A 14,304-nucleotide genomic window follows, 5' to 3' on the forward strand; every position below is an offset into this window, starting at 1 on the left:
GTGGTCGCGTACACCAGGTGCTTGCCGTTGTAGGGCGCGACGGTGAAGTCCTTCAGCGACGCCCAGCCCGACTTCGGCTGCGCCAGCGCACCGGTCGACGACCACCGGTACGACGACGGCAGGGTGCAGGTGCCACCCGGCGGGGGCGTGGTCGGCGGCGGCGTGGAGGGCGGTGGGGTGGAGGGCGGCGGTGCGGTCGTGGGCGAGCCGGTCGGGGTGGTGGTGCCGCCGGTGCAGGTCACCCCGTTGAGCGCGAAGCTGGTCGGGGCGGGGTTGCTGCTGGTCCAGGCGCCGTTGAAACCGAACGAGGTGGTGCCGTTGGTCGGCACGGACCCGTTGTAGCTGACGTTGCGGGCGGTGACGGCTGCCCCGCTCTGGGTGACGGTGGCGTTCCATGCCTGGGTGACGGTCTGTCCGGCGGCGTAGGACCAGGTGAGCGTCCAACTCGACAGCGGGTCGCCGAGGTTGGTGACGGCGACCTCGGCGCCGAACCCGCCGCCCCACTGCGACGACACGGTGTACCTGACCGAACAGCCCGCCGCCGCGGCTCCGGCGGGCAGCGCGGCGACGACCCCGGTCGTCGCGAGCAACGCGACGCCGGCCGACACCAGGCCGACATTGGCGGCCCTTGATCTGGACATGATGCTTCCTCCTGTGGTGGTGGCGGCCGCGCATTCATCACCCTGATCATGTTGTGAACGTTAACAGCCGCGACAGGAATGTTACGGGAGCGCTCCCATGCTCTCAACCGCAGAAATGAAGCAAAGACCAACATCGATCCCGGGCGGGGGGTGGGTCAGGGGGTGGCGCAGGGGATGGTGTCGGCGGCGCAGGACTCGGGGGCGTCGTGCAGGGGATCCGGGTCGCGGACGTCGAAGCGAATCGTCGTCGACCCGTCGGGCGGCAGCGCGTCACCGGTGAACGTCAGCACCGTGCCGTCCTGCGCCACCTCGGCCCCGGCCACCGAACCCACCGTGGCGCCGTCGCCGATCGTCACGGTCACCGTCCACCCCGAGCGGGGCCCCGGGCCGGGATTGCGCAGCACCACCTCGCCCCGGTAGCCGAAGACCCGGTCGGTGACCGTCTCGTAGGTGGCGGTCAGCGGTGCCACCGCAGGCGGCGGCGGACTCGGCGTACGGCTGGGGGAGCGGGACGCCGACGGTGAGGGGGAGGCGCTGCGCCGGGTGGGACTCGGCGTGGGCCGGGCGGTCGTGGGCCGCGGCGACGCGGCGGCGGTGGTGGAGGGCACGACAAGCGGTGGCGTGGACGGCGGCGGTCCGGCCGGCGCGGGCGGGGCGTCCCGGGTCGTCCAGAGCGCGGCGCCGGTGGTGGCGGCGAGCACCGCCACCGTGCCGGCCGCCAGCAGGAGCAGACGGCGGCGGGACCGGCCGGGTTCCGGCCCGCGCAGGGGGACCACCGGCAGTTCCGCGGTCAGGCCGCCCTCGGCGCGGCGCAGGTCCACCTCCTGGAAGGCGAGCCAGTCGAGGATCGCCGGCAGCCGCCCGGTCAACGCCCGCTCGTGCTGCTCGGCGCGGGCGTCGGCGTCCCAGTCGCCCTCCTCCAGGACCTCGCGCACGGAGAGTCGGGTGCCGTGCGCGGTGGGCGTGAGATCGCACGCCAGCCGGGTGGCCCGGTCGGCCTCCCGGCACCGCACCACCAGCCGTCGTGGTGCGCGCACCTCGACCACCTCGACCTCGGTGTCGGCGTCGTAGCCGGGAAGCCCGGCGGTCGCCAGCGTCCACCGGTCGTCCCCGGACGAGCTGTCGACGAACCACTTGGCCAGGAGCGCCCGCTCGGTCAACGCCTGCCAGACACGGGCGGGCGGGTGGAACAGGTCGACCTCGGTGGCGATCTCGATCACCCGGAGACTCTAAGGCCCGGGTCGCCCGGGCGGCCGTGGTGGTCGGATCACTCCGACCCGCCGTCGTGCCAGCGGGCCCGCCAGGCGGCCTCGCTCTCCTCGGCGCTGACCCGCTCCTGGTGCACCACCCGGCGCAGCGCGGCGCGGGAGTCCGCGAAGACCACCAGCTCGACCGCGACCAGCGCCAGGCAGATGGCGGTGACCAGGGCGAGCGCGCCGAGTGCCGGCAGGTGCCGGCCGACGGGCAGCCCCGCCGCCAGGACGACCACGGCGCCGACCCGGGTCCAGGACAGCGTCCGCAGGGTGCGCCACTGGAACGCCATGTTGGCGGCGAGATAGAGCATCACGCCGACGAAGAGCAACGGCACCGCCGGCCCGTGACCCCGTTCCGCCGCGCCGCCGACCGGGTCGGTGACGATCCGGACCAACTCCTCGGCGCCGATCGCGAACAGGATCACGCCGGCGATCATCGGCAGGTAGAGGTACGCGTACGCGTCGCGGGCCATGGCCACCCGGGGATGGCCCTGGGCGGCGTGCAGAGCGATCCGGGCGGCCGGCCCGATCATGTCGAAGTGCGCCCACCACAGCGCGGCGGTGAACAGGATCCCGCAGACCGCGGCCGGGATGGCCGGCCAGGTCACCGGCTTGCCCAGCAGGTTGCCGCCGACGCCGACCGAGATGACCGACTCGCCGAGCGCGATGATCAGGATCAGGTCGTACCGTTCGGTCCAGTGCTCGGCGGAGGTGATCTTCCAGCCGTCGGTGCCGGCCAGCACGCCGCTGCTGTACTGGATCACCACCACCGCGATCCACAGCCCGTCGCGCAGCCACGGCCCGGCGTCCGGGTCGACGTGCGGCGGCAGCAGCGCGGCCACCAGCAGCAGGCAGGTGGAGAGCAGCACCTCGGGCAGGAACAGCCACACCTTGCGCCGGGCCGGCGGATCGCCGCGGGTCGCGTACCAGTAGAGCAGCGTGTGCACGATCCGGATCACCACGTAGCTGACCACGACCAGGATCGGGCCGGCGGTGCCCTGGTCCTGACCGCCGAACGTCTGCGGCAGCGCCAGGGCGAACGTGAACAACGCGACCATGCCGACCACCATGAGGATCGGCACGAACCCCTCGCCCAGCCGCAGCCGCGCGGCCACCGCGCTGTGCACCACCCAGCACCACCACAGCACCGCGAGCACCAGCAGCGCGTGCAGCAGCTCCCGCACGGTCACGTTGGCGGCGGTGGCCCGGGTGATGATGAAGAAGGACACCACGAAGACGAGGTCGAAGAAGATCTCGAACTTGTCCACCCGGGTGGCGGGGGCGACCCGGGCCGCGGGCCCGAGCCCTTTGCGCCACCGGTCGCCGCCCACCGGGAGAGTGTGTCAGCCCAGCTCAGGGGCCGGGTCGGAATCGGGGGGCAGCCCACCCATCCGCAGCCGTGCCGGCGCCGAATCACCTGTGTGACGGACCATCTCGAGCGTGTGGGGCGCTACCGCCTGGTGCGCTGCGTCGGGCAGGGCGGCATGGGGCGGGTGTGGCTGGCCCGCGACGAGTTGCTCGACCGCGACGTCGCGGTCAAGGAGATGCTGCCCCGGGCCGGCGCGTCGCCGCAGGAGACCGCCGAGCTGCACGACAGCACCCTGCGCGAGGCGCGGGCCGCCGCCCGCCTGGACCACCCCAACGTGGTACGCGTGCACGACGTCATCACCGCCGACGGCCGGCCCTGGATCGTCATGCAGTACGTGCCGTCCCGGTCGCTGCACCGGATCGTCACCGACGACGGCCCGCTGCCGCCGCGGGTGGTCGCCCGCATCGGCGTCGAACTGGTGGAGGCGCTGCGCGCGGCCCACCGCGTCGGCGTGCTGCACCGCGACGTGACCCCGCGCAACGTGCTGGTCGCCGCCGACGGCCGGGCGCTGCTCGGTGACTTCGGCGTGGCGGCGGTGGAGGGCGCGGCGGCGCTGAGCCGGTCGTGGGGGATCACGGCCACCCCGCAGTACGTGGCGCCGGAGCGGGTCCGCCAGGGCGTGTCCTCGCCGGGCACCGACCTGTGGGCGCTGGGCGCCACGCTCTACACCGCGGTCGAGGGGCGACCGCCGTACCGGCGCGACGGCACCATGGCGACGCTGCTGGCCATGGCGACCGAGCCGCCGGACCGGATGCGCCGCGCCGGCCCGCTCGCCCCGGTCGTCGGCGGCCTGCTCGCCCGCGACGAGCGGCAGCGGCTGACCGCCGGCGAGGCGGCCCGGATGCTGCGTCGGGTCGCCGGCCTCGACGGGCGCCGCGGACTCGGCCTGCTGCGCCCGCCGTCCCGGCTCGTCGAGGGGACGGACCGGACGCCGGGCGTCGAGCCGTCGCGGTCACCCGAGAGCGACGCGGGCGAGCCGCGGCCGGCGACGGCGGAGGATGTCACCCAGGCGTTGCCGGCAGCGGAGGTGACGCAGTCGCTGCCCGCCGGAGAGGTGACGCAGGCGTTGCCGGTCGGAGACGTGACGCAGGCGGTGCCGCTGCCGGCGGCCGATCGGTCGCTGCCGTCGAGCGCGGCGGGCACCCGGGCGCGCCTGGCCGCGGACGTCACGCAGGCGATGGCGGCGGCGGACGTCATGCGGTCGCTGCCGTCGGAGTCGGAGGTCACCCAGGTCCTGCGGGGCGGGGCCGGGACGCCGGCTCCGGCGGGCGGCGACGTGACGCAGGTGCTGCCGGGCGGGGGCCGGGACGTCCGCCGGCCGCCCGTGCCGCAGCTCGACGTCCTGCCGCTGCGCGTGTCGACCGGCGGGCCGGACCGGCGTACCGGATGGCGGTCCGCGGCCACGCTTGCCACGGTGGTGGTGGCGCTGGCGGCGGCCGGCGGGGTGGCGGTCGCCGGCGTGCGGACCGCGCTCGGTGAGTGGCGCGACGGCACCGGGGCTGGCTCGGCCTCGACGGCGGCCGAGCCCGCCGTGACCGGCCCGGCGGCGGCCGGCTCCGCGTCGCAGGGCCCGCCCGCCGCGGTGAGTCCGACGCCGACCGGGGCCAGCCCGACGCCGACCGGGGCCGGGGCGGGCGCGGCGGGCGCGCCCTGCCTCACCCGGCCGTCCGGGTCGACGCCGGTTGCCGCCGGGCGTGCGCCCACCGGCAGCGGCCGGTTGCCGGAGGGGTGGGTGTGGCACCGGGACCGGGTCGGGTTCGCTGTCGCCCTGCCGGCCGGCTGGACCCGCGACACCGCCGGCGCGGTCGTCTGCCTGCGGGACCCGGTCGGGACGCGGGTGCTGGCGGTGCAGGTCGGTGGTGCCCGGGCGGCGGACCCGAGCGGGCTGTGGCGCCGCGAGGCGGAGCGGCTGCGCGCGGCGGGCGGGCTGCCCGGCTACGAGCGGATCAGCATCGGCCCGGTGATCCGGCCGGGTGGCGCGGCCGAGTGGGAGTACACCTGGGACGGTCCCGACGGCCGGCTGCACGCCCGACGGCTGGTCGCCAACGGCGCCGGGGCCGCCGGCCGGCACCGGCTGGTCTGGGTGACCGCGGACGGCCGGTGGCCGGCGGAGCAGGAGACCTACCGGGTGGTGCTGGCGAGCTTCCGCCGCCCCGGCTGAGCGGGAACCCATCCGGTCGCCGGGCCGCTCCGAATGCCTGACATGTCCCGGCGCCGAGCCGGGGCCGGCGACGAGGAGAAAGCCGTGAGACTGTCCCGAACCCTGCTGGCGCTGCCGGCGGCGGCGCTCGTACTCAGCTTCCCCGGTGTGGCGCACGCCGACGAGAGCGTGCGGGTGGCGCTGCTGGACCTCAACGAGACCGGGGCCGCCGGCACGGCGACGCTCACCGCTACCGACGGCGGTGACCTGCGGGTGCGGATCACCTCCACCGGCATGACGCCGAACTCCCCGCACGCGCAGCACATCCACGGCGCGGTCAACGGCATGGACTTCCACTGCCCGGACAAGTCCGCCGACGCCGACGGCGACGGCTACGTCAGCACCGAGGAGGGCCTGAAGATGTACGGCGACATCTTCATCTCGTTGACCACGACCGGTGACACCACCCGCGCCAGCGGGCTGGCGGTGGACCGGATGCCCAAGGCGGACGCCCAGGGCAGGCTGACCTACGACCGGGTCATCCCGGCCGCCGACCTGCCGGCCGGCACCATCGCCCACCTCAAGGACCTGCACCTGGTGCAGCACGGCATCGACGCCAACCGCAACGGGAAGTACGACATGGCGGCGCTCGGCGAGTCCACGTTCGCCAAGTCGGTGGGCGTGAACGGCATCCCGGAGGAGGCCACCGACCCGGCCACCTGCGGCATGGTCAGCGGCGCCGCCGCGGGTTCGGTGCCGGCCGGCGGCGTGGCCACCGGGGACGGCAGCACCGGGACCACCCCGACCGGCGGGTACGTCGCCGGGGGCCTGGCGTTGCTCGGCGCGTTCGGCCTGGTCGCGGCGCGGCGTCGCCTCGGCCGGCAGGGCTGAGCCGGTCGTGGACGACCCGCAGGAGCGTACGGCCACCGGCCCCCGCCGTCAGCGCGCCGCGCTCGCGGCGGGGGCCGGCCTGCTCGCCCTCGCCGCCGTCGTCACCGTCGGTCACGCCGTCACCCGGGCCGACGACCGCCCGCCGGAGGCGGCGCGTCCGGCGGTGACGGGCGGGGCCCCGACGACCGGCCAGGCCCCGACGCCACGCCCGGTCGGGCGGGCCGGCGACCTGACCAGTGGGCCGTTGATGGCCGACTCCCCGCCGGTGCGTGTCCGCATCCCGAGCCTGCGGGTGGACGCGCCGATCGTCCCGCTCGGGCTGCGCCCGGACGGCGCGATGCAGGTGCCGGACAGCGCGACCGACGTCGGCTGGTTCACCCGGGCGCCGGCGCCGGGCGCGCTCGGGCCGGCGGTGCTGGCCGGGCACGTGAACTGGAAGGGGCGCGCGGGCTCGTTCTTCGACCTGGCCCGGTTGCGCCCGGACACCACGCTGGCGGTGCGGCGGCGCGATGGCAGCACCGCGGTGTTCGTCGTCACCCGGGTCGAGCAGCACCCGAAGGACCGGTTCCCCACCGAGGACGTCTACGGCCCGACCGACCACGCGGCGCTGCGTCTGATCACCTGCGGCGGCGAGTTCGACCCCAGGCGGGACAGCTACCGGGACAACGTCATCGTCTACGCGCGGCTGGCCCGGGCGGAGCCGGCCCGGTGACGGCTCAGACGGCGTAGGCGGCGCCGGCCGGGGCGGCGTGCGCCAGGACGTCGCGCAGCACGTCGCGCAGCGGCGCGTCCGGGTGCTCGATCCACTGCTGGGCGCCGACGCGGAGCGTGGCCAGGAAGGTGGCCGCCAGCACCCGCGACCGCACCGGCACGTCGGGACCGATGAGCCGGCCGGCGATCTCCGCGGCCAGGTCCCGCTCGATGGCCGCGTACGCGCCGACCTGGTGGGCGGCCAGGCTCGGGTGGCCGTGCAACCGCCGGCGCCGGTTGAGCCAGGGCTCGGCCGGGTCGTCGTAGCTCTCGTCGGCCTGGAGCACGGCCGCCCGGGTCAGCGCGGCCCAGGGCGGCAGCTCGGTGGGCTGTGCCGCGAACAGCGCCAGCAGCCGGCGCAGCCGCAGCGTGTCGCCGTGGAAGAGCGCCTCCTCCTTGCCGGAGAAGTAGTTGGAGAAGGTGCGTCGGGAGACGTTGGCGGCGTCGGCGATGGCCTCGACGGTGACCCGGTCGGGGCCGTGCTCGACGGCCAGGCGCAGGGCGGCCTCGTGCAGCGCCAGGCGGGTGGCCGCCTTCTTCCGTTCGCGCAGACCGGTGCACTCCTCCACGCCGGCCAGCGTACGTGATCCTTTTCTCAATGGGCAAACTTGCCTGCTGGGCAAGATTTGTTGATGATTGCTTGAGGCAACCAAGCGGCCACCCCATCCGACACACCTGGAGGACGCGCGATGAGCGCACCCACCGCGACGGCCCAGGCCGCGCCCATGAGCCGGCGGCAGACGCTGGAGGCACTGAGCGGGCTGCTGCTGGTGCTCTTCGTGGCCATGCTGAGCAGCACCGTCGTCTCCACGGCCCTGCCGAAGATCATCGGGGCGCTCAACGGCTCGCAGACGCAGTACACCTGGGTGGTCACCGCCACCCTGCTCACCGCCACGGCGACCACCCCGATCTGGGGCAAGCTCGCCGACCTGTTCAACAAGAAGCTGTTGATCCAGGTCGCCATCGTGGTCTTCCTGGCCGGCTCCGTCGCGGCCGGCTTCTCGCAGAGCGCCGGTCAGCTCATCGCCGCCCGGGCCTTCCAGGGCATCGGCGTCGGCGGCCTCCAGGCGCTGGTCCAGGTCGCCATCGCGGCCATGATCCCGCCGCGCGAGCGGGGCCGCTACAACGGCTACCTGGGCGGCGTCATGGCGCTCGCCACGGTCGGCGGTCCGCTGCTCGGCGGCCTCATCGTCGACACCTCCTGGCTCGGCTGGCGCTGGTGCTTCTTCGTCGGCGTACCGGTCGCGATCATCGCGCTGTTCCTGCTCCAGATCACGCTGAACCTGCCCACCGTGCGCCGGCAGAACGTCAAGATCGATTACTTGGGCGCCGCGCTGATCGCCGCCGGGGTCAGCGTGCTGCTGATCTGGATCTCCTTCGTCGACGACTCCTTCGCCTGGCTCTCCTGGCAGACCGGCGCGATGGTCGGCGGCTCGGTGCTGCTGCTCGCGCTGGCGGTCCGGGTCGAGTCACGGGCCGCCGAGCCGGTGGTCCCGCTGGAGATCGTCCGCCAGCGCACCACCGCGCTGGCCATCCTGGGCAGCCTCGCGGTCGGCATGGCGATGTTCGGCGGCGCGGTCTTCCTCGGCCAGTACTTCCAGATCGGTCGCGGCTACAGCCCGACCGAGGCCGGCCTGCTCACCATCCCGATGATGGCCGGCGTGCTGATCTCCTCGATCGTGGCCGGTCGGATGATCACCGCCTCCGGCCGGATCAAGCCGTACATCGTGTTCGGCTCGATCGTGCTGGTCGCCGGCTTCGCGGTGCTCGGCACCATCGACCACGAGACGTCCCTGGTCATCGTCGGGGTGGCCATGTTCGTCGTCGGCGTCGGCGTCGGCATGACCATGCAGAACCTGGTGCTCGCGGTGCAGAACACGGTGGCGCTCAAGGACATCGGCGCGGCCAGCGCCAGCGTGGCCTTCTTCCGCTCGCTCGGCGGCACCATCGGCGTCTCGGTGCTCGGCGCGGTCCTGGCCCGGCGGGTCACCGACCGGATCACCACCGACCTCGCCGCGGCAGGCATCCCCACCTCGGGCAGCGGCGGCAGCAGCACGCTGAACCTCGACGCGCTGCCCGGGCCGGTGCGGGAGATCGTCCGGGCCGCCTACGGGGACGCGACCGGGCACATCTTCCTCATCTCGGCCGCCATCGCGGTGGTCGGCGTCGTGGCGGCGCTGTTGCTGCGCCCGGTTACCCTGCGCTCCAGCCTTGATCTTCCGGACACCGGTCGATCGGTGGCGGTGGGCGCCGACGCGGTCGACGGGGCGCCCGCGTTCGACGGGGTGAGCGCCGACCAGGCCGGCCGGGAGGAACACGCCCGCCGCTGAGGCCGTACCCCAGGGCCGTCGCCGACCCCGGCGGCGGCCCTGGTCCGTGCCGAGAGGCACCGAAGGAGGAGCCCGTGCCGCTCACCGAGACCACGTCCACGCGGGCCGGCGCGGTGCGCCGCGCGGCCCGCGAACTGGCGCTGGTCGCCGTGCTCTTCCTCGCCTACAAGGTGGGCCGGCAACTGATCACCGGGCGGGCCGGCACCGCGCTGGCCAACGGCGAGCGGATCTGGTGGCTGGAACGGGTGCTGCGCCTGCCCGACGAGGCGCTGGTGCAGGCGCCGCTGCTGGCGCACGAGCTGCCGGTGCGGCTGGCCAACAGCTACTACGCCTATGTGCACTTCCCGGCCACCGTGCTCTGCCTGGTCTGGCTCTACCTGCGGAGGCCGGCGCACTACCTGCGGCTGCGGCGGGCCCTCGCGGTGCTGACCGCCGCGGCGCTGGTGCTGCACGTCTGCGTCCCGCTCGCGCCGCCGCGACTGACCGCGCTCACCGGGATGGTGGACACCGGCAGCCGCTTCGGCCCCAGCGTCTACGGACCGCCGGAGGCCGACCAGCTCAGCAACCAGTACGCGGCGATGCCGTCGCTGCACGTGGGCTGGGCGCTCGCGGTCGCGTTGGCCCTGGTGGGGGTGACCGCCGGGCGGTGGCGCTGGCTCTGGCTGGCCCACCCGCTGGTCACCGCCGTGGTGGTGGTCGCCACCGGCAACCACTACTGGCTCGACGGGGTGGTCGCGGTGGCTCTGCTCGCGGTGATCCTGGCCGCGCTGCCCCGACCCGTGGCGCCGGTGGCGTCGCCGCCCCCGCCGGTGGCCGGGCCGCCGCGCCCGCACGTGGTGCCGCCCCCGCGCCGGGCCGGCCGCCGCCGGACCACGAAGGTCCCGACGGCGGCCGACGCCCGGCTCCGGCCACCCGGCCGGGGCTGAGCCGTGGCTCAGGAGCGGACGGTGCAGACCGTGCCGTTGAGCCGGAACACCCCCGGCGGCACGTTCGGCCCGCTGTACGCGCCGACGAACCCGACACTCGTGCTCCCGCCGTCGGCGGCGAGCCGGCGGTTGTCGGCGGTCGGGGTCACCCGCACCTGCGTGCCGGTCTGCGTCCAGGTGGCGTTCCAGCCGCTGCTCACCTGCTGCCAGCCGGTGGGCCAGGTCCACGTCAGCGTCCAGCCGTCGACCACGTCCGGGCCGGTGTTGACCACCTCGACGGTCGCCACGTAGCCGTTGCCCCAGTCGGTGTCCTCGTGGAAGCGCACCGCGCAGCCGCTCGCGGCCGGGCTGCCGGTGGCGAACGTCAGCGGCGGGGACGACCAGGAGACCCGGCCCGCGGTGTCCCGGGCCAGCACGTTGGCCGTGTAGCGGGTGCCCGGTTCGAGGTTGCGCACGGTGAACGACGTGCCGGCGGTCTCGCCGAGCTGCTCGCTGACCGCGCCGAACTGCCGGTACACCTCGTACTTGGCGATCGGCGCGGCGCCCGCGGCCGCCGCCGGCCAGGAGAGGGTCGCGGCGCGGTCGGTCACCGCACCCGCCGTCGGCTGCCCCGGCGCGGTCGGCCGCCCGGCGGAGCTGCCGGCCGGTCGCAGCACCAGCGTGGTGAGCGAGTACGGCGGCAGCGTCCGGGTGGTCGCGCTGCCGGCGCGGTCGGTGCGCACCCCGCTCGCGCCGTTGGTCAGCGTGTGCACGGTCGGCGCCTCGTCCGCCGGGGTGAAACCGGCGTAGTCGACGGTCACCGGGTAGGCGGTGTCCGGGTCCTTGTTCAGCAGTTGGACCGCGAGGCCGCCGTCCGGTCGACGCACCGCGTGCGCGCTGACCAGCGGCTGGTCGGTGCCGGCACGGACGAACTGGTCGCCGGGGCGGGCGAACAGGTTCATCATGGACAGTGCGTGGTAGGGCGCGAACGGCGTGTTGAACGCCGGTTCGCAGACCTCGCCGTCGCTGGTGCAGCCGCCGCTGGAGAGCAGCCCGAAGTCGCCGTAGTCGGTCTGCCCGGCCACCTCGGAGACGGTGCCGATGCCGTTGTGCACGTTCCACCACTGCACCGTGAACACGCCTTGTTCCAGCAGGCCGCTGTAGGCGTCGGCGAGGAACAGCGCGCCGGGCTGGGTGGTGCGGCCGGCGTCGACGTTCAGCTCGGTGAGGCTGATCCCGATCCGGTCGGCGTCCGGGCCGGCGTACCGGGAGATCTGCCGCCGCAGCAGCCAGGCGGCGTCGGGGAGCTGGTCGGTGCGGGTCAGCGACTCGGCCGCGCTGCCGCCCGGGTACCAGTGCACGTCCACGAAGTCGATCTTCGGACCGGCGAGCGAGAGCACGGTCCGGTTCCACGGTCCCGGGTCGCCGCCGGCGGTGATCCCGTCCGGCCAGTTGCCCGGCATGGTCAGCACCGCGCCGACCCTGACGCTCGGGTCGACCGCCTTCATCGCGTCGGCGTACTCGATCACCAGCTTGGCGTACTGGGTGGCGCTCTTGTCGGCGTGGTCGTCGGCCTCCCACGCCGACCCGTAGAGGCCGTTGCCGTAGTTCTCGTTGCCGACGGTCCAGAACTTCGCGCCGTAGCCCTTGGTGACGTTGGCGTACCGCACCCAGTCGGCCGCCTCGGCGGGCGTGCCGGTGCCGTAGTTCGCGATGATCATCGGCTGCGCGCCGACCCGGCGGGCGGCGGCCATGAACGTGTCGAAGTCGGTGTCCGGCGCGACGTAGCCGCCGGGCGCGGTGTGCGTCTTCCAGTGGTAGATGTCGGCGTAGGAGCCGCCGGGGTAGCGCAGCATCCGCACGCCGGCGGCCTTGAGCAGGTCGGACGTCTCGGGGCTGCCGAGCTTGGCGTCCCAGATGGCGTGGTTGACGCCGAGCGCGGTGTCCGGCACGGTGGCCAGCCCGGCGCGGGCGTTCACGGTCACCGCGACCGGGTCGACGGCGGCGCCGGCGGCGGGCGGTTCGACGGTGGCGAACGCGGTGGTGACGAGCAGCAGGCTCACCGCGTACGCGGTCCAGCGGCGCGCGCGGGGCAGGGATCTCCTCATAGGGGGTTCCTTCGAGAGGCGGGGTTCCCGGGTTCGGTCCCGCCGTCCGCCCGGATGCCTGCCGGCGCCCGGGTGCCCTGGGACGACGATCGGCTCCGCGTGCTGCCCAGAATTCCATGCGTGACGCGGCGGGCTCAAGGCTTAATTTATAGATAGGAGTCTTTACTGTTAACAAGGTTTAATTTATGTTCGTGACACCTTCCGTTTCCCCCCGAAGGAGTCACCGCCATGCGTCGAAGAATCACCCTGCCCCTGCTCACCACCGGTGCGGTCGCCGCCGGGCTGGCGCTCGCCGCGCCCGCGCAGGCCCACGGCTACGTCTCCGGGCCGCCCAGCCGCCAGGCGCTCTGCGCGCAGAACCGGGTGCCCGACTGCGGCCAGATCAGGTACGAGCCGCAGAGCGTCGAGGGACCCAAGGGCCTGAAGACCTGCCACGCCAACATCGCCCAGTTCGCGGTGCTCAACGACGACAGCCGCAACTGGCCGGCCACGTCGGTCGGCAGCACGGTGACGTTCACCTGGGTCAACACCGCCCGCCACGCCACCGCCAACTGGGAGTACTGGATCGGCGGCACCCGGGTCGCGGTCGTCGACGGCGGCGGCCGCCAGCCCGACGCCACCGTCTCGCACACCGTCAACCTGGGCGGCTACACCGGTCGGCAGAAGGTGCTGGCGGTCTGGAACATCAGCGACACCGCCAACGCGTTCTACTCCTGCATCGACCTGCAGATCGGCGGCGGAGGTGGCAACCCGACCCCCACCCCGTCGCCGACCCCGTCGCCCACGCGCACCGCCACGCCGTCGCCCACGCCCACCGGCTCACCCGCCCCGACCGGCACACCGGCGCCGGGCGGCACCTGGACCGCCGGGCGGTCGTACCAGGTCGGCGACACGGTGACCTACGCCGGCCTCAGCTACCGCTGCCGCCAGGCGCACACCGCGATCGCCGGATGGGAGCCGCCGAACGTGCCGGCGCTCTGGCAGCAGATCTGACCCGGCGCCGGGCAGGTCACCCGGGCGAGGTCGTGCCGCCGAGGCGGGTCGGACGATTCGCGCGCCGCGCGGGGACTGCCGCACGGGGCCCGTCGGGCGGTCGGCCGGTCCCGCCCGGCCGTCCGACGGGCCGGCGTTCGTCGCCCGCCGCTCGTCGCCCCGCAGCCCGGGTGCGGGTGCGCCGGAATCGTCCGGGCTGCCGTCCGGACCGCAACGCCCGAGACCAGATCGGAGGACCGACATGCGCCGACCTCTCGCCGCCCTGCTGGCCGTCCTGCTCACCGCCGGCGTCGCCGGTTGCGGTGGCGGCTCGCCGGCGCCCGCCGCGTCCCGGCCGGCGCCGGCCGTCGACGGCACGACTAGCGGCATCGACGCGCTCTTCCTCGCCATGATGGTGGCGCACACCGAGCAGACCCTGGAGATCGTCGCCGTCGGGCTCGACCGGGTCACCGATCCCGAGGTGCGTACCCTGCTCGCCGCCGTACGCGCCACCGAGACCGACGAGTCGGCCACCATGCGCGGCTGGCTGCGCGAGGCCGGTCCCTCGGCGGCGGCCGTCGCGGCGCGACACGACCACGCGGGGCACAGCGACGCCGCCGCCGGCCTGGCCCGGTTGCGGGCGGCCCCGGCCGCCGACGTCGACCGGGTGCTGCTCGACGTGCTCGCCGCGCACCAGCGCACCGCCGCCGCCCTGGCCCGCGCCCAGGTCGCCGCCGGCACCAGCGAGCGGGTACGCGACCTCGCCACCCGCGTCGACCGCTCCCGCACCGCCGAGGTGGCCCTGATGGCGAAGTTGGCCGCCGCGCCGCGAGGCTGACCTCGTCGACCCGGGAGTGGTGGCGCCCGGAATGCGCCGACCGCACTATTCGCGGCGTGCTCCCGCGCCACGGTCGAAGACAGCGGGCGGGGCATGACCTTCGTCAC

At 74.7% G+C, this 14,304-nt stretch carries 12 protein-coding genes; 7 read left to right on the plus strand and 5 right to left on the minus strand.

The genetic code is table 11. From position 1 onward, the window contains the following. The 3 genes from ACIA5A_RS27750 to ACIA5A_RS27760 all read right to left on the minus strand — a co-directional run. Nucleotides 1–641: non-reducing end alpha-L-arabinofuranosidase family hydrolase (locus ACIA5A_RS27750; protein ID WP_396767377.1), on the minus strand; the 641-nt coding region annotated here is incomplete at its 3' end. Between the two features lie 155 nt (nt 642–796). Then, on the minus strand, nt 797–1,861 hold the full coding sequence (locus ACIA5A_RS27755) for an SRPBCC domain-containing protein (RefSeq protein ID WP_396767378.1): 1,065 nt from the start codon (nt 1,859–1,861) through the stop codon (nt 797–799). Between the two features lie 47 nt (nt 1,862–1,908). After that, the gene (locus ACIA5A_RS27760) at nt 1,909–3,225 is read right to left on the minus strand and encodes a low temperature requirement protein A (RefSeq protein ID WP_396767379.1); all 1,317 of its coding nucleotides are present in this window, start codon (nt 3,223–3,225) and stop codon (nt 1,909–1,911) included. A gap of 90 nt (nt 3,226–3,315) precedes the next feature. Between ACIA5A_RS27760 and ACIA5A_RS27765 the strand changes: the two genes are divergently transcribed. The 3 genes from ACIA5A_RS27765 (at nt 3,316) to ACIA5A_RS27775 (ending at nt 7,006) form a co-directional block, all read left to right on the plus strand. Then, nucleotides 3,316–5,424, plus strand: a complete 2,109-nt coding sequence (locus tag ACIA5A_RS27765) for a protein kinase (RefSeq protein WP_396767380.1) — start codon at nt 3,316–3,318, stop codon at nt 5,422–5,424. Between the two features lie 84 nt (nt 5,425–5,508). After that, nucleotides 5,509–6,294 carry an LPXTG cell wall anchor domain-containing protein gene (locus ACIA5A_RS27770; RefSeq protein WP_396767381.1) on the plus strand — a complete coding sequence of 262 codons (786 nt, stop codon included), beginning with the start codon at nt 5,509–5,511 and terminating at the stop codon, nt 6,292–6,294. Between the two features lie 7 nt (nt 6,295–6,301). Continuing rightward, nucleotides 6,302–7,006, plus strand: a complete 705-nt coding sequence (locus ACIA5A_RS27775; protein ID WP_396767382.1) for a class F sortase — start codon at nt 6,302–6,304, stop codon at nt 7,004–7,006. Nucleotides 7,007–7,010: 4 nt separating this feature from the next. Here ACIA5A_RS27775 and ACIA5A_RS27780 read toward each other — a convergent pair whose 3' ends face one another. After that, nucleotides 7,011–7,613 (minus strand): TetR/AcrR family transcriptional regulator, encoded by a 603-nt coding sequence (locus tag ACIA5A_RS27780; protein ID WP_396767383.1) that lies wholly within the window; start codon nt 7,611–7,613, stop codon nt 7,011–7,013. A 120-nt stretch (nt 7,614–7,733) separates the two neighbouring features. Here ACIA5A_RS27780 and ACIA5A_RS27785 point away from each other — a divergent pair, with 120 nt between their 5' ends. Both ACIA5A_RS27785 and ACIA5A_RS27790 read left to right on the plus strand, forming a co-directional pair. Further along, nucleotides 7,734–9,374 (plus strand): MDR family MFS transporter, encoded by a 1,641-nt coding sequence (locus tag ACIA5A_RS27785; protein WP_396767384.1) that lies wholly within the window; start codon nt 7,734–7,736, stop codon nt 9,372–9,374. A gap of 74 nt (nt 9,375–9,448) precedes the next feature. Continuing rightward, nucleotides 9,449–10,300, plus strand: a complete 852-nt coding sequence (locus ACIA5A_RS27790; RefSeq protein WP_396767385.1) for a phosphatase PAP2 family protein — start codon at nt 9,449–9,451, stop codon at nt 10,298–10,300. 8 nt (nt 10,301–10,308) lie between these two features. Here the strand turns inward: ACIA5A_RS27790 and ACIA5A_RS27795 are convergent, their stop codons facing one another. Further along, entirely contained in the window at nt 10,309–12,387 is a 2,079-nt protein-coding gene (locus ACIA5A_RS27795) for a cellulose binding domain-containing protein (protein ID WP_396767386.1), read from the minus strand. Between the two features lie 228 nt (nt 12,388–12,615). Between ACIA5A_RS27795 and ACIA5A_RS27800 the strand changes: the two genes are divergently transcribed. After that, nucleotides 12,616–13,380, plus strand: coding sequence for a lytic polysaccharide monooxygenase (locus ACIA5A_RS27800; RefSeq protein ID WP_396767387.1), 765 nt, complete (start codon nt 12,616–12,618; stop codon nt 13,378–13,380). 241 nt (nt 13,381–13,621) lie between these two features. Next, on the plus strand, nt 13,622–14,197 hold the full coding sequence (locus ACIA5A_RS27805; protein WP_396767388.1) for a DUF305 domain-containing protein: 576 nt from the start codon (nt 13,622–13,624) through the stop codon (nt 14,195–14,197). Nucleotides 14,198–14,304 lie beyond the last annotated feature (107 nt).

Origin of the sequence: Micromonospora sp. NPDC051300 (genome assembly GCF_044455315.1) — a bacterium.
GTDB lineage: Bacteria > Actinomycetota > Actinomycetes > Mycobacteriales > Micromonosporaceae > Micromonospora > Micromonospora robiginosa.

Bases quoted from the DNA above. Each gene is read 5' to 3' on its own strand.
- ACIA5A_RS27785 (WP_396767384.1), top strand. From the start codon at position 7,734: ATGAGCGCACCCACCGCGACGGCCCAGGCCGCGCCCATGAGCCGGCGG.
- ACIA5A_RS27795 (WP_396767386.1), bottom strand. From the start codon at position 12,387: ATGAGGAGATCCCTGCCCCGCGCGCGCCGCTGGACCGCGTACGCGGTG.
- ACIA5A_RS27800 (WP_396767387.1), top strand. From the start codon at position 12,616: ATGCGTCGAAGAATCACCCTGCCCCTGCTCACCACCGGTGCGGTCGCC.
- ACIA5A_RS27805 (WP_396767388.1), top strand. From the start codon at position 13,622: ATGCGCCGACCTCTCGCCGCCCTGCTGGCCGTCCTGCTCACCGCCGGC.